20 protein-coding genes and 2 pseudogenes are annotated in these 19,625 nt (G+C 58.8%); 9 read left to right on the top strand and 13 right to left on the bottom strand.

Annotated features, from left to right (window positions below):
- The 3 genes from ABWQ00_RS14600 to ABWQ00_RS14590 form a co-directional block, all read left to right on the top strand.
- Nucleotides 1–330 (top strand): peptide chain release factor-like protein (locus ABWQ00_RS14600; protein ID WP_353239386.1); only part of this gene is annotated, 330 nt, incomplete at its 5' end.
- A 33-nt stretch (nucleotides 331–363) separates the two neighbouring features.
- Complete coding sequence (gene pepN, locus ABWQ00_RS14595; protein WP_353239385.1) at nucleotides 364–3,087, top strand: aminopeptidase N; 2,724 nt, start codon at nucleotides 364–366, stop codon at nucleotides 3,085–3,087.
- A gap of 19 nt (nucleotides 3,088–3,106) precedes the next feature.
- Nucleotides 3,107–4,111 (top strand): class 1 fructose-bisphosphatase, encoded by a 1,005-nt coding sequence (locus ABWQ00_RS14590; RefSeq protein WP_353239384.1) that lies wholly within the window; start codon nucleotides 3,107–3,109, stop codon nucleotides 4,109–4,111.
- An 89-nt stretch (nucleotides 4,112–4,200) separates the two neighbouring features.
- Here the strand turns inward: ABWQ00_RS14590 and ABWQ00_RS14585 are convergent, their stop codons facing one another.
- Nucleotides 4,201–5,097 carry a hypothetical protein gene (locus tag ABWQ00_RS14585; protein WP_353239383.1) on the bottom strand — a complete coding sequence of 299 codons (897 nt, stop codon included), beginning with the start codon at nucleotides 5,095–5,097 and terminating at the stop codon, nucleotides 4,201–4,203.
- A gap of 105 nt (nucleotides 5,098–5,202) precedes the next feature.
- Here ABWQ00_RS14585 and ABWQ00_RS14580 point away from each other — a divergent pair, with 105 nt between their 5' ends.
- Together ABWQ00_RS14580 and ABWQ00_RS14575 are read left to right on the top strand one after the other, a co-directional pair.
- The gene (locus tag ABWQ00_RS14580; protein ID WP_502908150.1) at nucleotides 5,203–5,946 is read left to right on the top strand and encodes a CoA pyrophosphatase; all 744 of its coding nucleotides are present in this window, start codon (nucleotides 5,203–5,205) and stop codon (nucleotides 5,944–5,946) included.
- Nucleotides 5,947–5,953: 7 nt separating this feature from the next.
- Nucleotides 5,954–6,913, top strand: a complete 960-nt coding sequence (locus ABWQ00_RS14575) for a CobD/CbiB family protein (protein WP_353239381.1) — start codon at nucleotides 5,954–5,956, stop codon at nucleotides 6,911–6,913.
- Between the two features lie 14 nt (nucleotides 6,914–6,927).
- On the opposite strand, the gene rsgA is transcribed toward ABWQ00_RS14575, so the two are convergent.
- The 3 genes from rsgA to ABWQ00_RS14560 are packed head-to-tail and all read right to left on the bottom strand — an operon-like array spanning nucleotide 6,928 to nucleotide 9,494.
- The gene (rsgA, locus tag ABWQ00_RS14570; protein ID WP_353239380.1) at nucleotides 6,928–7,920 is read right to left on the bottom strand and encodes a ribosome small subunit-dependent GTPase A; all 993 of its coding nucleotides are present in this window, start codon (nucleotides 7,918–7,920) and stop codon (nucleotides 6,928–6,930) included.
- Between the two features lie 6 nt (nucleotides 7,921–7,926).
- Nucleotides 7,927–8,238: a 4a-hydroxytetrahydrobiopterin dehydratase gene (locus ABWQ00_RS14565; RefSeq protein ID WP_353239379.1), complete on the bottom strand. Its 312-nt coding sequence runs from the start codon at nucleotides 8,236–8,238 to the stop codon at nucleotides 7,927–7,929.
- A complete protein-coding gene (locus ABWQ00_RS14560) occupies nucleotides 8,235–9,494 on the bottom strand; it encodes a M48 family metallopeptidase (protein WP_353239378.1) in 1,260 nt (419 codons plus the stop codon). Before ABWQ00_RS14560 ends, ABWQ00_RS14565 begins: the two co-directional genes overlap by 4 nt.
- A gap of 95 nt (nucleotides 9,495–9,589) precedes the next feature.
- Between ABWQ00_RS14560 and orn the strand changes: the two are divergent.
- Both orn and ABWQ00_RS14550 read left to right on the top strand, forming a co-directional pair.
- Nucleotides 9,590–10,179, top strand: a pseudogene (gene orn / locus ABWQ00_RS14555) (oligoribonuclease).
- A 261-nt stretch (nucleotides 10,180–10,440) separates the two neighbouring features.
- Nucleotides 10,441–12,519, top strand: coding sequence for a DEAD/DEAH box helicase (locus ABWQ00_RS14550; RefSeq protein WP_353239377.1), 2,079 nt, complete (start codon nucleotides 10,441–10,443; stop codon nucleotides 12,517–12,519).
- 169 nt (nucleotides 12,520–12,688) lie between these two features.
- Here the strand turns inward: ABWQ00_RS14550 and rplS are convergent, their stop codons facing one another.
- The 4 genes from rplS to rpsP form a co-directional block, all read right to left on the bottom strand.
- Nucleotides 12,689–13,072: a 50S ribosomal protein L19 gene (rplS, locus tag ABWQ00_RS14545; RefSeq protein WP_291916532.1), complete on the bottom strand. Its 384-nt coding sequence runs from the start codon at nucleotides 13,070–13,072 to the stop codon at nucleotides 12,689–12,691.
- A 115-nt stretch (nucleotides 13,073–13,187) separates the two neighbouring features.
- On the bottom strand, nucleotides 13,188–13,985 hold the full coding sequence (gene trmD, locus ABWQ00_RS14540) for a tRNA (guanosine(37)-N1)-methyltransferase TrmD (RefSeq protein WP_353239376.1): 798 nt from the start codon (nucleotides 13,983–13,985) through the stop codon (nucleotides 13,188–13,190).
- Nucleotides 13,986–14,013: 28 nt separating this feature from the next.
- A complete protein-coding gene (rimM, locus tag ABWQ00_RS14535; protein ID WP_353239375.1) occupies nucleotides 14,014–14,625 on the bottom strand; it encodes a ribosome maturation factor RimM in 612 nt (203 codons plus the stop codon).
- Between the two features lie 16 nt (nucleotides 14,626–14,641).
- Nucleotides 14,642–14,893, bottom strand: coding sequence for a 30S ribosomal protein S16 (gene rpsP, locus ABWQ00_RS14530; protein ID WP_090045429.1), 252 nt, complete (start codon nucleotides 14,891–14,893; stop codon nucleotides 14,642–14,644).
- Nucleotides 14,894–15,030: 137 nt separating this feature from the next.
- On the opposite strand from rpsP, the gene ABWQ00_RS14525 reads away from it, so the two are divergent.
- Both ABWQ00_RS14525 and ABWQ00_RS14520 read left to right on the top strand, forming a co-directional pair.
- On the top strand, nucleotides 15,031–15,552 hold the full coding sequence (locus tag ABWQ00_RS14525) for a GNAT family N-acetyltransferase (RefSeq protein ID WP_353239374.1): 522 nt from the start codon (nucleotides 15,031–15,033) through the stop codon (nucleotides 15,550–15,552).
- Nucleotides 15,553–15,559: 7 nt separating this feature from the next.
- Entirely contained in the window at nucleotides 15,560–16,006 is a 447-nt protein-coding gene (locus ABWQ00_RS14520) for a TM2 domain-containing protein (RefSeq protein ID WP_353239373.1), read from the top strand.
- 85 nt (nucleotides 16,007–16,091) lie between these two features.
- Here ABWQ00_RS14520 and folK read toward each other — a convergent pair whose 3' ends face one another.
- From folK to ABWQ00_RS14495, 5 genes and pseudogenes are all read right to left on the bottom strand, one after another.
- Complete coding sequence (gene folK, locus ABWQ00_RS14515) at nucleotides 16,092–16,583, bottom strand: 2-amino-4-hydroxy-6-hydroxymethyldihydropteridine diphosphokinase (RefSeq protein ID WP_353239372.1); 492 nt, start codon at nucleotides 16,581–16,583, stop codon at nucleotides 16,092–16,094.
- A 14-nt stretch (nucleotides 16,584–16,597) separates the two neighbouring features.
- Nucleotides 16,598–18,157, bottom strand: a complete 1,560-nt coding sequence (pcnB, locus tag ABWQ00_RS14510; protein WP_353239371.1) for a polynucleotide adenylyltransferase PcnB — start codon at nucleotides 18,155–18,157, stop codon at nucleotides 16,598–16,600.
- On the bottom strand, nucleotides 18,154–18,822 hold the full coding sequence (locus ABWQ00_RS14505) for an HAD family hydrolase (RefSeq protein ID WP_353239370.1): 669 nt from the start codon (nucleotides 18,820–18,822) through the stop codon (nucleotides 18,154–18,156). Before ABWQ00_RS14505 ends, pcnB begins: the two co-directional genes overlap by 4 nt.
- A complete protein-coding gene (gene hda, locus ABWQ00_RS14500; RefSeq protein WP_353239369.1) occupies nucleotides 18,819–19,505 on the bottom strand; it encodes a DnaA regulatory inactivator Hda in 687 nt (228 codons plus the stop codon). Before hda ends, ABWQ00_RS14505 begins: the two co-directional genes overlap by 4 nt.
- An 11-nt stretch (nucleotides 19,506–19,516) precedes the next feature.
- A pseudogene (locus tag ABWQ00_RS14495) lies at nucleotides 19,517–19,625 on the bottom strand (phosphoenolpyruvate carboxylase); the annotation flags it as partial.

The raw sequence follows: 19,625 nt of genomic DNA, 5'->3' as shown, positions 1-19,625 counted from the left end.
ACCGACTCGGCCGTGCGCCTGACGCACATCCCCACCGGCATCGTGGTGCAGTGCCAAGACGGCCGCAGCCAGCACAGCAACCGCGATGTGGCTTGGCAACGCTTGCGCTCGCGCCTGTATGACTTCGAGATGCGCAAGCGCATGGAAGAGCAGCAAAAGCTGGAAGACACCAAGACCGATGTGGGCTGGGGTCACCAGATCCGCAGCTATGTGCTCGACAACAGCCGCATCAAGGATTTACGCACCAACGTCGAAATTTCGGCCACCCAAAAGGTGCTCGATGGCGACCTCGATGCATTCATCGAAGCCTCACTGAAACAAGGTCTCTGACTCGGTCAGACCGCAACCAAAACGGAGTTCCTGATGCGTGAAGGACAACCCACCGCGATTCACCGGGAGGCTTATGTCGCCCCGGCGTTCTGGATCGACACGGTCGATTTGACATTCGACCTCGACCCCACCAAAACCCGCGTGCTCAACAAGATGCGCCTGCGCCGCAACCCCGATGTGGCGGCACAAGCACTGCGCCTGGATGGGGAAGACCTGAATTTGGCACGCGTGCTGGTCAACGGCGGTGGCACCTCGTTCAAGATGGACGGCAAGCAGCTGGTGTTGGAAAACCTGCCGTGCTTTGAAGAGGGTGGCACTGACGCCTTCGATCTGGAAATCTTCACCACCTGCAACCCCGAGAAGAACACCCAGCTGATGGGCTTGTACGTCAGCCAGGGGACCTTCTTCACCCAGTGCGAGGCTGAAGGCTTCCGCCGCATTACCTATTTTCTCGACCGTCCGGACGTGATGGCCAGCTACACCGTGACCCTGCGTGCCGACAAGACCAAATACCCCGTGCTGCTGAGCAATGGGAATTTGGTCGAACAAGGCCCGCTGGAGGATGGGCGGCACTTTGCCAAGTGGGTCGACCCACACAAAAAACCCTGCTACTTGTTTGCTCTCGTCGCCGGTCAACTGGTCGCGCGTGAGCAGCGCATCACCAGCCGCAGTGGCAAAGAGCACTTGCTTCAAGTATTTGTGCGCCCCGGCGATCTGGACAAGACCGAACACGCAATGAACTCCCTCATGGCCAGCGTGGCTTGGGACGAAGCGCGCTTTGGCCTGCCACTGGATCTGGAACGCTTCATGATCGTGGCCACCAGCGACTTCAACATGGGCGCCATGGAAAACAAGGGGCTGAACATCTTCAACACCAAATACGTGTTGGCGAACCCGGCCACGGCCACCGACATGGACTTCGGCAACATCGAAAGCGTTGTTGGCCACGAATACTTCCACAATTGGACCGGCAACCGCATCACCTGCCGCGACTGGTTTCAGCTCTCACTCAAAGAGGGCCTCACGGTTTTTCGCGACCAGGAGTTCAGCCAGGACATGGCTGGGGACACGAGTGCACGCGCCGTCAAACGCATCGAAGACGTGCGCGTGCTTCGCACGGTGCAGTTTGCCGAAGATGCCGGCCCCATGGCGCACCCGGTGCGTCCCGACAGCTATGTGGAAATCAACAATTTTTACACGGTCACCATCTACGAAAAAGGCGCTGAAGTTGTTCGCATGATGCAAACGCTGGTGGCCACGCCTGCTGACTTGCATGGCCGCGACGGCTTTGCCAGGGGCATGAAGCTCTACTTTGAGCGCCATGACGGCCAAGCCGTGACCTGCGACGACTTCGCCCAAGCCATTGCGGATGCCAACCCAGGCTCGGCCCTTGCCAACAACCTGAGCACTTTCAAACATTGGTACAGCCAGGCCGGTACGCCGCGCTTGCATGCGGTGGGTGAATACAACGCCAATGAGCGCTCCTATACCTTGACGCTCAGCCAAAGTTGCCCTGTGACCCCTGACCAGGAACGCAAAGCGCCATTCGTGATCCCGGTCACGCTGGGCCTGCTCAGCCGCGACGGCCAAGCCCTGCCGCTGCAACTGGCCGGAACAGTTGACAGTGCGCTGCAGCAAACCCTGGTGCTGACCGAAGCCAGCGCCCGTTATACATTTGCCAACGTTGACAGTGCCCCTGTGCTTTCATTGTTGCGGGCTTTCAGTGCCCCGGTGGTGCTTGAAGACGGTCTGAATGCAGATGATCTGTTGATCTTGCTGGCCCACGACAGTGACCCCTTCAACCAATGGGAGGCAGGCCAGCGCCTGATGCTGCAAAGCGCTCTGGAGGCCATCCATCAGAACAAAGACCTGACGGGCCAGTCCGTGCTGTCCGAGGCCTTGGTGGCAGCCCTGCGCAATGTGCTGCGTCACCCCACGCTGGATGCGGCTTTCAAAGACCTGGCCCTGACGCTGCCGTCTGAAAACTACATAGCCGACCAGCTGGACGTGGTGGACCCACAGCGCGTGCACGCGCTGCGCGAGACCATGCGCCTGCAATTGGCCACCGCCCTGCAAGCCGATTGGCAGTGGGCTTGGGATGCGCACAAAAACAACGGGGCCTATTCGGCCGATGCCAAATCTAGCGGCCGCCGCGCTCTCGCGGGTCTGGCCATGACCATGCTGTGCTTGGCCACCGTGCAAAACGGCGATGTTGTGATACCTGGTCGTGTGTACCAACAGTTCAAGGATGCGGGCAACATGACTGACCGCTTCAACGCCTTGTCGGCCCTGGTCGTCAGCGGCCATGCCTTGGCACCAGATGCACTGACCTTGTTCCACAAAATGTTCCAGCACGAAGCCCTGGTGATCGACAAGTGGTTTGCCCTGCAAGCCGGTGCACCTGATCGCGCAGGTGACGTGTTACCGCGTGTGCGCCAACTGATGCAACATGCCGACTTCAGCCTGCGCAATCCGAACCGCGCTCGCAGCCTGATCTTCAGCTATTGCAGCGCCAATCCAGCAGGTTTTCACCGCGCCGATGCGGCTGGCTATGTTTACTGGAGTGAGCAGGTTCTGGCGCTTGACGCCATCAACCCGCAAGTGGCAGCACGTCTGGCCCGCGCCATGGACCGCTGGAGCCGCCTGGCCGAGCCCTACCGCAGCGCGGCCAAAGTCGCCATTGAGCGCGTGGCCGCCAAAGCAGACCTCAGCAACGACGTGCGCGAAGTCATCAGCCGTGCGCTGAACGCCGCTTGAACCGAATCAAGGAAATCCCATGAGCAAAATTTCCCTTTCCCGCTACCTGGTCGAGCAACAACGCGACAAAGGCCACATCCCGGCCGATTTGCGCTTGCTGCTCGAAGTCGTCGCCCGCGCCTGCAAAAGCATCAGCCACGCGGTGAACAAAGGCGCTTTGGGCGGTGTGCTGGGCACGGCCGAAAGCGAGAACGTGCAAGGCGAGGTGCAAAAAAAGTTGGACATCATCGCCAACGAAGTGCTGCTTGAAGCCAATGAGTGGGGTGGACACCTCGCGGCCATGGCCTCCGAAGAAATGGACAGCATCTACCTGGTGCCCAACCGCTACCCACAAGGCGAATACCTGCTGTTGTTCGACCCCCTCGATGGCTCGTCCAACATCGATGTCAACGTCAGCATCGGCACCATCTTCAGCGTGCTCAAGAAACCTGAAGGCAGCCAGGGCGTCACCGAACAAGACTTTTTGCAACCCGGCAAGAACCAAGTGGCCGCAGGCTACTGTGTGTACGGCCCACAAACCACCTTGGTGCTCACGGTGGGCGATGGCGTGGCCATGTTCACCCTGGACCGAGAGCAAGGCTCATTTGTGCTCACGCAAGAAAACGTGCAGGTGCCTGCCGACACCAAAGAATTCGCCATCAACATGAGCAATATGCGCCACTGGGACGAACCGGTGCGCCGCTACATCGACGAATGTTTGCAGGGCAAGGAAGGTCCGCGTGGCAAGGACTTCAACATGCGCTGGATTGCCTCCATGGTGGCCGATGTGCACCGCATCCTGACGCGCGGCGGTGTCTTCATGTACCCCTGGGACAAGCGCGAGCCGCACAAAGCCGGCAAGCTGCGCCTGATGTACGAAGCCAACCCCATGAGCTGGCTGATCGAGCAAGCGGGTGGCGCTTCAACCAATGGCAAGCAACGCATTTTGGACCTGCAACCGAGTCAGCTGCACGAGCGCGTGAGCGTGATCCTGGGCTCCAAAAACGAAGTCGATCTCTTGACCAGCTACCACACTCAGACGTGACACCGCGCATCGGCGGCCTCTGCAAAAAGCCCTGAATCGAGAGATTCAGGGCTTTTTTATTTCAGACGGGCACACACGTCGCCAGGTGGTCAGTCGTCAGTGTCTGGCGGCAAACCATCCAATGCGGAGGCTGCATGCACCGCAGGCGCCGCAACCACTGCACGCAGAGTCTCGCGTAACATTTTTTTCTCTGGCAAGCTCAACGCTCGGGTCAAGCGCTGGCGCATGCGCAGCAAAAGCTGGCGATCTACCTCTTGCGGAATGCCGCGACTGACCTGGAGCGCATCGCGCAAGTCTTCACGCAGGTCTTCGGGTTCGTCGGCCCACCATGCCGTGATGACCTCTTGCATCGATTGGCGCAGCTCTTCCACGTCTTCAACAGCCGACCCCATACCCACAGGCAACTTACCCTGCAGCATGTCGGCCAAAACTTGTGAATTGACCACTACCCGGCGATCGGCTTGGGCCAACAAACGCGCCCAACCCGGATCGGTACGCACCATTTGCGGCATGTTGCGAGCCGATTCGTCCGCCAAAATGTGCACGCTGACGCCGTTGAGCTGGGCTTCGTCAATGATGGCCAAAAAACGCTCGTCGTCACTGGCCACCAGCACGTGATCACACGCATGGTGTTGGGCCAGCTGCTTGAGGTCATGCCCCAGAGATCGAAGCAAAGAGGCGCCACCATCGGCGTCGTGTGTTTGAACCAAACGCACAATTTGATCGTCGATGACCAAGCCATCCGAACGATCGCTGTACCAGTAGATGCGTCGCACATCGACATCCAAACCCGATTGAGACAGTGCCAAAGACAGCAAGTTCAACAAACCCTGCCGATTGACCGAATCACCCGAGGCCCCTGTAGCGCCCTGCTGGGCCAACCACATCAAAAAACGAGCATCAATCAGGGCCATGCAAGAGCCACTGCGGTGCTCGCCTAAGCGCCGCTCTGCTCGACCGTCTTGAGAAAAATAATCGCGTTTCATCAACATTCCATATCTGTAAAAAATAACGTTGCTAAGGTACGCAACGACTTGATTTTACGGCTTGGACTGGGGGCGATCGGGCACCCTTGATCTTCTCGGTTATAAATACCCACTGTGTCCAAAATCCCTCCCTTTGATCCGCGTCAAGTGCCCGTTTGGCAAATCGACCACGATTTGCCCGCGGTACCGTCCTCGCATCTATCGCCCCAAGCGTTGCGGTCGCGTTTTTTGAATCCACCGGTCTGGCAACCCGAGGTGGTGAGAGAAAACTTTTCATCCTCCCGTACACCCGCGCAAGCCGCAGTTTTGGTCCCCATCGTCATGCGTGGCCACAATGCCTGCTCACCCACGGTATTGTTGACACGTCGGGCGGCGCACATGAACACGCATTCCGGACAAATTGCTTTCCCAGGTGGCAAAGTGGATCCGGAAGATGCCAACCACCAGGCAACGGCTTTGCGAGAAGCTCAAGAGGAAATCGGACTCGATGCTCGGCATGTGCAAGTCATTGGGCAATTGCCGACCTACATCACAGGCACGGCTTTTTGGGTGACCCCAGTGGTGGGCCTGGTCTCGCCCGACATGGCGCTTCACCCTAACGCCGAGGAAGTGGACGATGTGTTTGAGGTTCCCCTTTCTTTCTTGATGAACCCCGCCAATCACCAACGACATGCCATGGATTGGCAAGGTCAAAAGCGGCATTGGTTTTCCATGCCTTATCTGGAAAGTCGCCCAAGTCAAACGGGTTTAGATGGTGAGCTCGAAGCGATTGAGCGCTTTATTTGGGGCGCAACGGCGGGCATGCTGCGCAACTTTTACCGCTTTTTAGCGGCCAACCCGACAACATGAGAAAAGCATGAGTTTTTTTGCCATCTTGCTGGCTCTTTTAGTGGAGCAAGCGCGCCCCCTCAAGTCCGATAACCTCGTGTTTTTAAGCATCGACCGTTGGATTCACTGGACAGTGCGCACGCTGGATGCAGGGGCTCGCTCACAGGCCTGGATCACTTGGGGTGTGACCGTGTTGGGGCCAGCCATTTTGGTCATGCTGGTGCATTGGTTGTTGACCTGGGGGCTGGGCTGGTGGGTGGCCGTTCTGTGGAACATTGCTTTGCTCTATGCCACACTGGGTTTTCGTAAATTCAGCCATCACTTCACAGGCATTCGGGAGGCTTTGGACAGCGGCGATGAGGACAAAGCACGCGAGTTGTTGGCCCAATGGCAGCAGGTAAAGGTAGGGCAAATCCCCCGCAGCGAAATCGTTCGCCATGTGATCGAGTACTCGGTGATCGCCGCCCACCGCCATGTGTTCGGCGTCTTCTTTTGGTACGCTACCTTGTCGATCATCGGACTCGGTCCAGTGGGCGCTGTGATTTACCGCCTCACGGAGTTGGCTCAGCGCCACTGGCGAGAGCCAGCAGCTGATGGTTCATGGGCCAGTGAGGTGCTGCGGTCTGTCAGCCTTCGCGCTTGGCAAGCCATGGACTGGCTGCCGTCGCGCATGACTGCCTTGGGTTTTGCCATTGTGGGCAGCTTTGAAGACGCCATGGACGGGTGGCGAAACCATGCGCAAAACTTTCCTCAAGACAACGATGGTGTGATCTTGGCGGCCACCGCTGGTGCCATCAATATCCGCCTCGGTGGCGCTGCCCTCGCGGCCACAGACGAGGAAGAGTCCAAGGCGCTTGGTGGCAGCAGCACGCCCGGAAGAATCCCCAGCCTGGCTCACTTTGCGCAAGTGGTTGGACTGGTCTGGCGCACCGTGATCATGTGGCTACTGTTGTTGGCTTTACTGACCATGGCCAACTTGGTGGGCTGACAAGACCCACTTCATCACCAGCGTTGCTGACCCAACTCTTCAAACAGTTGCGCATAAATGCGGTGACGGCGCACGCTGATGGTGCCGAGATTTTGTGCGTTTTCCACCTGTGCCAAAACAGCACAGCCGGGTTCGTGCAAATGCGTGCAGTTGTAAAACTTGCAGCCGCCCAGATGCTTTCGTAAATCGGGCATGCAGTCAGCCAGGCGCGTGGGTTCGATGTGATTCAAGCCAAACTCTTGAAAGCCTGGCGAATCGATCAAAGCACCGCGCATGGCAGCTGGTTCAGCACTGGCATCGAGCGCTGGCACCCAATACCAACGCGTGCTGGTCGTGGTGTGCTTGCCAGAGTTGAGCGCCAGCGAAACCTCGCCTGTTTCGACTTGCGCATCGGGCACCAAGCGGTTGATCAGCGTGCTCTTGCCACTGCCGGAAGGTCCGAGCACCAGGGTCGTCATCCCTTTCAATTGCGCACACAAGTCAGCCACGCCATCGTCGGCTACCGGGCTCCGTGGGCTCAGGCTGATGGGCATGACGCTGTAACCCATGGTGCGGTATGGATCCAGGCGCGCCCAGGCCTGGGCAAAAGGCTGCGCCAAATCACTCTTATTGAGGGCGATGATGGGTGTGATGCGTTCTGCTTCTGCTGCCACCAAAGCGCGTGAGAGTTGGCTTTCCGAATACTCAGGATCGGCCGCAATCAAGATCAGTACACGGTCCAGATTGGCCGCGAAGGATTTGGTGCGGATTTCATCTTGCCTGTAAAAAAGGTTGCGGCGCTCCTGCAGTTTCTCAATGCTGCCCTCATCGCCCGCGATTTTCCACAAGACCTGGTCGCCCACTACCACTTGATTTTTTTTGCCCCGGGGGTGACAAATCAGGCGTCGCCCTCCGGGCGTCTCCACCAGGCAGTGGCGACCATAAGAGGCCACCACCAGACCAGGCTCCAGATCGGCTGGCAAATTGACCGCATGGTCCAAGGCTGGACGGGATTTGGGTTTATTCATGCCCATTCATGCCGATAACAAAGCATCGGTTTGGGTCGCGGCCTCAAAGTCCAGTCGGCTCAGTCCGCGCACATCGTGCGTGTTCCAGCGCAACACACAACGCTTGTAAGTCAGCAGCAATTCGGGGTGGTGGTTGAGCTTTTCAGACAACCAGCCCACGCTGTTGACGAACAGCAAGGCATGCGTGTGCTCGGCAAATTCAAAGGTTTTTTCAATGGCGATGTTTTCGCCATCGCCCGACAAACGCCAACCCGGAATTTGGCCAAGCGCCATGATCACCTCGGTGGGTTTGAGCGCACGAACTTCTGACGTACTCATCCGTTTTTCATCCTGAGCAATCGCTCACTGGCCGGGGGGTGCGAGTAATAAAACTTCACATACCAAGGGTCGGGCGTCAGGGTCGACGCATTGTCTTGATACAACTTGAGCAAGGCCGAAGACAAGTCTTTACCCGGTGTTTGTGAAACAGCGTAAGCATCGGCTTCGAACTCCTGTTGGCGAGATCGCCAAGACGATACAGGCGCAAAAAACAAAGTCAGCACGGGCGTGACCAGCATGAACAAGACCAGCGCCAGCGCATCATTGCTGCCCGATAAATTGGGCATCACGCCCAGGCCCGTGTAAAACCACAGTTGCTGCGCCAGCCAGCCCAGCAGGGCCAACCCCGCCAGTGTCATGGCGAAGCTGGTCGCCATCATTTTGACGATGTGCTTGTGCTTGAAATGGCCCAGCTCATGGGCCAGAACTGCTTCCATTTCGGCCGGGCTCAGTTGCTTGAGCAAGGTGTCGAAAAACACCACGCGCTTGCTTGCGCCAAAGCCTGTGAAAAACGCATTGGAATGAGCCGATCGGCGGCTGCCATCCATCACAAAAAAACCTTTGGCTGTGAAGCCTGCGCGTTGCATCAAGCCCTGCACGCGGGCCTTGAGAGACTCGTCATCTAAAGGCGTGAATTTGTTAAACAGCGGCATGATCACGTTGGGCGCAATGGCCATCAAAAACAGTTGCCAAACCACCAAGACGCCCCAGGCCCACAGCCACCACCACGCACCACCCGCTTGCATGAGCCACAACACCACCCAAAGCAGCGGCAGGCCCAGCGCCAAACCCAGCACCAATCCCTTGGCCATGTCGGCGAGCCACAAAGCTGGCGTGATCTTGTTGAAACCGAAGCGCTGCTCCACACCAAAGGTTTGCATCAATGACAAAGGCAGGCCGATGAGAGCGCCGACCAGGGTGAAACCCAGCACCAGCGCGATTTGCTGCGCCATGCCCGGCCCCATCCAGCCCAACAGCACTTGGTTGAGTGCATCAAGTCCGCCCAGTAGCGTCCAGCCTAGCAAAACGGCGGCATCCAAGGCGATGTCAATCTGCGACAACCGCGCTTTGGCCAAGGTGTAATCGGCCGCTTTTTGGTGATCCGCCAAGTTCATGGTTTCGGCATAGGCTTGCGGCACCGCGCATCGGTGGCGCGCCACATGCCGCACCTGGCGGGCGTTCAGCCAGAACTTGAGCGTCACATGGGCCAGCAAGGCCACCACCAGAGTCAGGGTCAAAATCAAAGATGCATTCATGCCGCCATTGTAGAAGCCGCACTCTGGGTGCCGAAGCGTGTGCCACGATTCAAGCCCACAGCCAAGGGGCTCATGGCATCGGCGACAATCCTTGCATGTCTGATGCGAACACCCATACTCCCTCACCTGAAGCCTCTGTGCTGCCCAAATCCGACCAAAACCTGGTGTGGATCGATTGTGAAATGACGGGCCTAGACCCCGAAAAAGAACGCTTGCTGGAGATCGCCGTCATCGTAACCGGTCCGCATCTGACGCCCCGCATCGAAGGCCCGGTGCTGGTCATTCACCAAAGCGACGAACTGCTCAACCAGATGGATAACTGGAACAAGGGCACCCACGGCAAAAGCGGGCTGATCGACAAGGTCAAGGCTTCTACCACCAGCGAAGCCGATGCCGAAGAGCAAATCTTGAGCTTTCTTAAAAAGTACTTGCCGAAAAACAGCTCTCCGCTGTGCGGCAACACCATCAGCCAAGACCGCCGATTTTTGGTCAAGTACATGCCCAAACTGGAAGCCTTTTCCACTACCGCAACTTGGATGTGAGCACGCTCAAAGAACTGTCGCGCCGCTGGAAGCCCGAGGTCTATGCCAGTTTCAAAAAGCAACAAAAGCACACCGCACTGGCCGATGTTCACGAATCCATTGATGAATTGACCCATTACCGCGATCTCTTCATACGACTTTGATAAGTTTCAGGGAAAACCCTAGCGCTTTTCTTTATGCCGTGTCATAATTGCTGGCTTGCTGGGCTACAGGTTCAGCATTTCTCACATCTCCCTTCATGCCTTGACCCAAAGATAGGGTCACTCACAGCGGCCAGGCTCCATGCCAAGCGCCCCTCGCGAGCACCGTTTGATGGTTGATGTTTTTTCAACCTTGCGGTGCCAAGACCTGATGCAACATTCTTTTGGTTGTCGGTCGTTGTTCCGTGCGAGTTTTTTATACACATGACCGACACTTTGAACACAGTGCAGAGCGACTTGTCGCCTGTCGAAATTACATCCACCGCCACCGGGTCGACGGCACAGCCCGCTGCGACCAACTTGGCCACTGAAATCATGGTCGCAGCAGCGGCCGAAATCACCCCCGAGCCAGCAGCTGAAGTCGACACCGAAGAAGTCGAAGCCATCGCCGAGTTGCCCAACGGATTCATCGAACTGGGCCTGGCCCCTGAGCTGGTGCAGGCCGTGGCCGATCTGGGTTACACCCAGCCCACCGCTGTGCAATTGCGTGCCATTCCTCTGGCCCTGCCCACTGCGGGCGGCTCCAAAGACGGCAAGTCCAATGGCTACACCGACCTGATGGTCTCCAGCCAAACCGGCAGCGGCAAAACCGCCGCCTTCTTGTTGCCCGTGTTGCACACGCTGATCCAGCAATTGGCCGAGCAAGAAGCCGCTGAGCGTGCCGATTTTGAAAAAGCCTGCGCCGACGCTGCAGCCAAGGGTGAGCCCGCCCCCAAGCGTGCCAAGCGTAAAGACCCCACCAACCCACGCAATTTCAAGGCCCCAACCCCTGGCGCATTGATCGTTTGCCCCACACGTGAATTGGCCCAGCAGGTGGCGCAAGACGCGATTGAATTGGTCAAACACACACGTGGTCTGCGCGTGGCCAACGTCGTCGGCGGTATCCCTTACCAGCTGCAAATTGCCAAGCTGCAAAATGCCAACCTGGTGGTGGCCACACCCGGTCGTTTGCTCGACCTGCAGCGCTCCATGCAAATCAAGCTGGACAAGGTGCAATTTTTGGTGGTCGACGAAGCCGACCGCATGCTCGACCTGGGTTTTTCGGACGACCTGGCCGACATCAACGACCTGACCAGCCAGCGCCGTCAGACCATGATGTTCAGTGCAACGTTTGCGCCGCGCATTCAACAACTGGCCATGCGCGTGATGCACGACGGTGGCTCTTCGGTCCAGAAAATCCAGATTGACAACCCCCAGGAAAAGCACAACAACATCAAGCAGGTGCTGTTCTGGGCCGACAACGCCCAGCACAAGCGCCAGATGCTTGACCACTGGTTGCGTGACGCCACGATCGACCAAGCCATCGTGTTTTCAAGCACCCAAATCGAGTGCGACGGCTTAGCTGCTGACCTGCAGCAAGACGGCTTCTCGGCTGTGGCTTTGCATGGAGCCCTGAGCCAAGGCATGCGTAACCGCCGCCTCATGGCGCTGCGCAATGGCCAGGTCCAGATTTTGGTGGCCACCGACGTGGCCGCTCGCGGCATCGACGTCCCCACCATCACCCACGTCTTCAACTTCGGTTTGCCGATGAAGGCCGAGGACTACACCCACCGCATTGGCCGCACAGGGCGCGCTGGCCGTGATGGTTTGGCCGTGACCTTTGCCGAAATCCGTGACCGCCGCAAGATCGGCGATATCGAGTCCTACACACGCCAACCCTTCAAGGCCGAAGTGATTCCAGGCTTAGAGCCCAAGATGCGCATGCCCGAAGCCCGTAAACCCATGGGCCGTGGCGGTGATCGCTTTGCTGGCGAGCGCAATTACGCCAACGCTGGCGGTGGTTTCCGTGGTGGTCGTCCCGCCCCTGGTGGCCGCGACTTCGGGGGCAACCGTGACCGCGATGGCGGTGGCTTTGACAACCGCGCCCCGCGTGGCAATTTCCGCGACCAGCAGCCCCGCTTTGAGCAGCGCAGCGAACCCCGCGTCGATGCCCGCAAGGACGGCGGTCGTTTTGACGCTCCCCGGGGTGACCACCGCGGCGGTGGTGACCGCTTTGAACAGCGCGGCGCACCTGCGCACCCTTGGGACAAGGGCGACAGCCGCCCTGCCCCGCGCCAAGACGCTCGCCAGGATGGTCCACGTCAAGGTGGCCGCTGGGAAGACCGTGGTGGTGACAGCCGCAACACCGCCCGTCCTGCCGCACGCGGCGGAGCCGGTGCCGCTGACAAATTCGCCCGCGGCCCCAAGCAGTTTGGTGCCGGCAACTTCAAACCCCACGCCGCAGGCGAAGGCCCTGCAGGCAAGCGAGGCGGCACGCGCGTGCTGAAAATCACGCGCGCTTGATCTTTTTCTGGGGTTCCACCCAAGACTTCAAGCTTCCGTCCAAGGTCTTGCCCTCACCGGCAAGGCCTTTTTTCATGGTTTGACGGTTAGCATGCGCGTTTTGAAACGACCATAAAAAAACCGCCCTGGGCCTAAACCCGGGCGGTTTTTTCGCATGAAAGAAAAGACTTTACGCTTTGGCAGCAGGGGCTGCTTTGCGCTGAGGCAACTTTTCCTTGATACGTGCCGACTTGCCGCTGCGGTCACGCAGGTAGTACAGCTTGGCGCGGCGAACATCACCACGGCGTTTGACTTCAATGCTCGCGATCACGGGGCTGTAGGTTTGGAACGTACGCTCCACACCTTCGCCACTGGAGATCTTGCGCACAGTGAAGCCGCTGTTCAGACCACGGTTACGCTTGGCGATCACAACACCTTCGTAGGCCTGGACACGCTTGCGCGCACCTTCCACCACGTTGACGCTGACGATCACGGTGTCGCCGGGGGCAAATTCAGGAATCACTTTACCCAGACGGGCAATTTCTTCCTGCTCAAGAGTTTGAATCAAATTCATTTTTGAACTCCGTCCGATCATGCCTCGCTGCACAAGGGGCGTTCTGTGCTGTAAAGGCCATGCTTGTGCATGACTGAGCCAGATCGCGGCGGGTAGAGGATCGAAAAGCCCTTGATTATAGCTTTTTTGTTGCTGCGGATTGAGCCGAACTGGTCAAGCTGGTTTTTGACCGCTGGAGCGAAGCCTCATCTTGACGGCTGAGCTTTCCAAGCTGTCGGGCCTGATCCAGCAATTCGGGGCGGTGCATGGCCGTCAAAATCAGGCTTTGCTCACGCCGCCAGCGTTCGATGTGCGCGTGGTGACCCGACATCAATTCGGGCGGCACCGCATGCCCTTGCCAGACTTCGGGTCGGGTGTAGTGCGGGCTGTCCAGCAGACCGTCGAGCGCCGGGTTGAAGCTGTCGAGCTGGTGGCTTCCCTCGTCGTTCAACACACCCGGCTGCAAGCGGGCCACCGCATCGAGCAAGGCCATGGCCGCGATTTCACCGCCCGAGAGCACAAAATCGCCCAGACTGATTTGCTGGTCAACATATTGGTCGATGAAACGCTGGTCCACGCCTTCATAGCGGCCACACAGCAGCACCGCCCCTGCGCTGGCCGACCATTGAGCCACCAAGCTGTGGTTCAGGGCCCGGCCAACAGGAGAAAACAACACCAAGGGTGCAGGTGTTTCTTCTTGCCGATCGGCGCGAATGGCCGTCAGGCACTTGAACAAGGGCTCGGCCAACATGACCATGCCAGGACCACCACCAAATGAACGGTCATCGACGCGGCGGTAATTGCCTTCGGCGTGGTCGCGTGGATTCCAAAAATGCACGTCGACCAAACCACTTTCGTAGGCACGGCGCGTGATACCGCTTGTCAACAGCGGCGCAAACAACTCGGGAAACAGGGTGATGATGTCAAAGCGCATGGGGATGGCCCTCCACGGCCGGGGAGGCTCAGTAGTCTGGCTGCCAGTCGACTGTGATGCGCTTGGCAGGCAAGTCAACGCCATCGACGAAGGCGGCCACAAACGGGATCATGCGCTCGACAGGTTTGCCGCCTTCGGCTGGGGCTAAGGCTTCAATGACCAGCACGGTTTGCGGGCCGGTGGACATGAGATCGCGCACCTGGCCCAGATCTACACCTTCGCGGTTGAATACTTGCAAGCCGATCAGGTCGACCCAGTAATACTCGCCATCAGCAGCGGCAGGAAAGCTCGAACGTGGCACGAAAATTCGGCCACCACGCAAAGATTCGGCCGCGTTGCGGTCGTCAATGCCTTGGGCACGCGCCACCACGGTGTCGGAATGGTCTTTGACTTCGAGGATGTTGAGCAACAAGGGCTCGCGCCAGGACTGTTGTGCAGAGGCTGCCACCTCTTGGCCACGCTGGGGTTTCATGGGCCGATCGGGCGGCAACAAAAACCAGCTTTTGGCAGAAAAAAGCGCCTCGGGCGAGGCGCTGTGGGGCAAGACCTTGTACCAGCCCTTGATGCCCCAAGCATCGGTGATGCGCCCGATTTCGATGGCGTCAGCCGGCAATGCGGCTGTTTCCAAAGGCGGACGCATGAGCCGTGCGGACCGATCAGGCGGCGGCTTTGCCAGCTTGACGGATCAGGCGTTCCACGGTGGGGGATGCCTGGGCGCCAACGCCCTTCCAGTAGGTCAGGCGGTCTTGAGCAATGCGCAGACCTTCTTCGCCGCCTTTGGCTGTGGGGTTGTAGAAACCGATGCGTTCGAGGAAGCGACCATCGCGACGCACGCGCTTGTCAGCAACGACGATGTTGAAGAAAGGACGTGCTTTAGAGCCGCCGCGGTTCAAACGAATAACAACCATGATTTATCCTTGGGTGGTTGGGTCTCTGCGGAACAATTGCCGTGAAACCCGTTTTCTTTCAGCGTTTGAGACACGCAAGTGGCCACCCGGCCATTGACACACTGAAAAGCCCACTATTATACAACGGGAGCCTTGCCTTGCCACTGATCCGACCCAGCCGCGACGAAGACGTTGCGGCCATCACAGCCATTTACCGCCACCATGTGCTCACCGGTACAGGCACCTTCGAGATCGATCCCCCCAACGAGGCCGACATGGCCAGTCGCCGTGCCGATGTGCTGTACAAGGGCATGCCTTACCTGGTCGTCGAAGACCAAGGCCGTGTGACCGGTTTTGCCTATTGCAACTGGTTCAAGCCCCGTCCCGCTTACCGATTTTCTGCGGAAGACTCGATTTACATGGCACCGGATGCGCACCGCAAAGGCATGGGACGAGCCCTTTTGGCCGAGCTGTGTGTCCAGGCCGAACGCGCAGGCGTGCGCAAATTTCTGGCGGTCATTGGCGATTCGGCCAACGCCGGCTCGATTGGCGTTCACAGTTCTGTGGGTTTCAGTCATGTCGGTGTCCTCAAATCATGCGGTTGGAAATTTGACCGCTGGCTGGATGTGGTGCTGATGGAAAAGCCTTTGGGTGCGGGTGACAGCACGGCTCCGCAATAATCGGAACATGAAAAACAAAACACTCGCGACTTGGCTGGCTTTTTGGGGCGGCCCTTTGGGATTGCACCGTTTTTACCTTCACGGCTACAAAGACATGCTGGCCTGGCTGCTACCGATCCCGACCGCGTTGGGGTTTTATGGTTTGGAACGGGTGAAGCAGTTTGGGCAAGACGACACGCTGAGCTGGATGCTGATCCCTTTGCTGGGCTTTACCCTGGCTGCTTGCGCCATGAATGCGATTTTTTATGGGCTCATGCCCATTGAGAAATGGAATGCCCGGTTCAATCCACAGACCGATGTTTTGAACCCAGCTGGACGGACACAATGGGCCACCATCATTGGCATCGTCACGGCCTTGCTGTTAGGCACCACGGTCATGATGTCCAGCCTGGTCTTCAGCTTTCAGCGCTATTTTGAATACCAAATCGAAGCGGCTCGACTGATCAGTCAGTAATTTCAGCAACCCCTGGCCTCAGCTTGGCACCCGCCAAGTCACCACATCAGGGTCTGCAGCGAAGTCGGCAACTGGACCCAAAAGATCAAGCCTTGTCCTCTGGCAAGACCTCAATCGGCTGATCGGCCACACGCGCCCGATCCTCTGCGCTGACTTGATCGGGCCAGATATCAGCCAAAGGCAACAAAACAAAAGCCCGCTCGCGCCAACGCGGATGGGGTACCTGCAGGCGTGGGCTGTCGATGTGGGACTGGCCATAGAAAATCAGGTCCAGGTCCAAGGTGCGTGGGGCATTGACATAAGGCCGTTGGCGGCCTGCCAAGGCTTCCAGCGCTTGCAAAGCATTCAGCAATTCAGGCGCACTCAATGAAGTGTCCAGTTGCGCCACCGCATTCACGAAGTCGGGACCTTGGGCCTCGTAGGGAGCACTGCGGTAGAGGCGCGATCGGCCTGTCAAGCGCGTGCCGGGCAAATGATTCAGCGCCTCGAAAGCTTGAAGCACGGCCTGTCGGGCATCGCCGAGGTTAGCGCCCAACGCCACCCAGGCCGTCACTGCATCGCGCACAGAGGTCTGCATGCTTTGCCTTGGGGTTATGGGGCGCTGCCCGACTCACCCCCTGCATCGGCTGGGCGGCGGCGGCGACGGCGTTTTTTGGGTACGACCTCATCGGCCGGCTCGGCAAGCGATGAAGGCGCATCGTCTCTGGGCGGCAGGGCCGAGGTAGAAGTGGCCACGCCTTCAGGCCGAGGCGCACGGCGCACACGCGGTCTGGCGGTTTGCAGGGCCTGCTGCTCGGCCTTGGCCGCTTGCACCAGGTCTTCGCGCTCCGAGTCGCTGGCCATGCTGAACTCTTGCCACCAGTCGGCCAAGCGGATGTCCACCTCTTCGATGTCCGCACGCAGACGCAAAAAGTCAAAGCCTGCACGAAAGCGTGGCTGCTCAACCAGGCCAAACGGCGTACTGCCCACCCGTTTTTCAAAGCGCGGCTGCATCATCCAGATCTCGCGCATATCGGCCGCCAGCTTGCCACGTCCGGACACATCGCCGATGCGTGCATCGAACACCTCGTCGATCGCATCCTGCAAAGCCGGGTGTGGGTGCTCCTTGCGTGCCAGGCGTTTGGCCCAGCCTTCTCGGACATCGGCCCACAACACGCAGGCCAACAAGAAGCTCGGGGCAACCGGCTTGCCCTCGCCCACGCGTCGGTCAGTATCGGCCAAGGCCACTTGCACGAAGGCACTGTCTGCACGCTCCACCACCACATCCAGCAAGGGGTAAATGCCAGTGGCCAAACCCAAATTTTTCAGCTGCGCAATCGAGGCCAGCGCATGCCCGGTCTGCAGCAGCTTGAGCATCTCGTCAAACAAGCGACTTTGCGGCACATCGGCCAGCAAAGTGGCCGACTGCTTCAGCGGCTTGACGGTTTTGGCTTCCAGCTTGAAACCCAGCGGACTGAGCTTTGCCGCAAAGCGCACGGCACGGATGATGCGCACCGGGTCTTCACGGTAGCGCGCCACCGGGTCGCCGATCATGCGCAGGACGCGCTTTTTGGAATCCTGAATACCGCCGTGGTAGTCCACCACGATCTGCGACTCGGGGTCGTAGTACATGGCATTCACCGTGAAGTCGCGGCGCGTGGCGTCTTCGTCTTGTGGTCCCCAGACGTTGTCGCGCAAGACGCGCCCCGATGAATCCACGGCGTGATGCATGCCTTCAAGCTGGCGTTTACTGGTGCGCTCATTGCCTTTGACTTGCTCTGCGGCTACGTTGTCCAGGTGCGCCCGAAAGGTGGAGACCTCGATCACCTCGTTGTCCCGCCCCCGGCCGTACACCACGTGCACGATGCGAAAGCGCCGCCCAATGATGAAAGCGCGGCGAAACAGACCCTTGACTTGCTCCGGCGTGGCATCGGTGGCCACATCAAAGTCTTTGGGGCGCAGGCCCAGCAGCAGGTCGCGCACGGCGCCGCCCACGATGTAGGCCTCAAACCCGGCTTGCTGCAAAGTGCGCGTCACGTTGATGGCGCGCTCATCCACCAAGCTCGAGTCGATGCCGTGCACCGAGGCGGGTACCTCGGTGCGGCGACCAAAGTGGGGTTTGCTGCTTTTGGGCGTTTTGCCCATCAGCTTGTCGATGAATTGTTTGATCATTCTTGAAAAAGGTCGAGGATGCGCCAGCCCCGCTCTGCGGCCAGTTGACGCAACCGAGCGTCAGGATTCGTTGCCACCGGATGGTGGGCTTTTTCCAAAAGTGGCAAGTCGTTCATGGAGTCCGAATAAAACGTTATCTCCACGTCGCCCCAGCCCAAACCTTTTTGGTCTAACCAATGCGCGACACGGGTCACTTTACCCTCCCGAAACGACGGGATGCCTCGGATCTCGCCCGTGATCCAGCCACTGGCATCGCGTTCGAGGTCGACAGCGATCAATTCGCTCACCCCGAAGGCCTGGGCAATCGGGCGGGTCACAAACTCGTTGGTGGCGGTCACGATCATGACCGTGTCCCCCGCGTGCTGGTGCGATCGTACCAGTGCCAGTGCCTCGGGCTTGATGCGCGGGCGGATCACTTCGTCCATATAACGGGCATGGGCATGGGCCGCTTGAACAACACCGCGTTCGCGTGCCGCACGGGTGGCAAAGCGCACGTACTCATGAATGTCGAGCGTTCCCGCTTGGTAGAGGGCATAAAACTCATCATTGCGTTGGTTGAACACCACCGGGTCGGTCCAGCCCAGTTCGGTGGTGAACACGCCCCAAGTGTGGTCAGAGTCCAGCGGAAGCAAGGTGTGGTCGAGGTCAAACAGAGCGAGTTTCATTCATTCTCCAGCATCGCGCGAACCAGAGGAATGGTCAGGGCGCGTTGCGTTTGCAAAGCATATTGGTCCAAGTGGTCCAGCAACTGCATGAGGCTGGCCAGATCCCTCGAAAAGCGCTTGAGCATGTAAGACATCACTTCGTCACTCAAGAATAAGCCCCGGGCATCGGCCTCTTGGCGCAGCACAGCGCGGCGTTCGGACTCGTCCAACACCTGCAGGGCATCCACACGGCCCCACCCCAAGCGAGTCCGCAGGTCATCCCGCAGTTTCAAATCAGCGGGCGGCAAAGCCCCTGCCGCCAGCACCCAGCGCGGCAGACCTGTTCTGGGGGTCAGTGCGTTGACAAACCAATTGAAAGCCGTGTGCTGTTGCTCTAAGTTGTACAAGTGCACATCGTCCATCAGCACCACCGCCCAATCGTCGTTGAACTCCGGTGGACTCATGGTGTGTGCATCCAGCCAGCCCACCTGCGCCCCCTGCTCATGCAACGCATGGTGCACCGCTTGCAGCAAATGGGTTTTTCCAGAACCGCTTTCACCCCAAAGGTAGGTAGGCACTGGCGCGCGGCTGACGGAGGAGGTCCACAAACGCAAATGGTTCAAGATGTCGGCATTCGGGCCCGAAAAGAAATTGTTCAGCGTTGGCGTCGAAGCCAGGCCGATGTCCAAAGCCAACTGCTTCATGCCTGATCGGGCCCCTGCTCAGTAAGGCGGAATTGCCCGTTCACTGTACCCGCAGGTTGCGCAAGAATAGCGTCATGACTCGGTCCACCGCCGCGACCCACGGTACCGCCGCGGCCGTGG

It is taken from the genome of Limnohabitans sp., from assembly GCF_040400975.1.
In the GTDB taxonomy this organism is placed as follows: Bacteria; Pseudomonadota; Gammaproteobacteria; order Burkholderiales; family Burkholderiaceae_C; genus Limnohabitans_A.
This window is presented reverse-complemented; position numbering and strand designations above follow the sequence as displayed.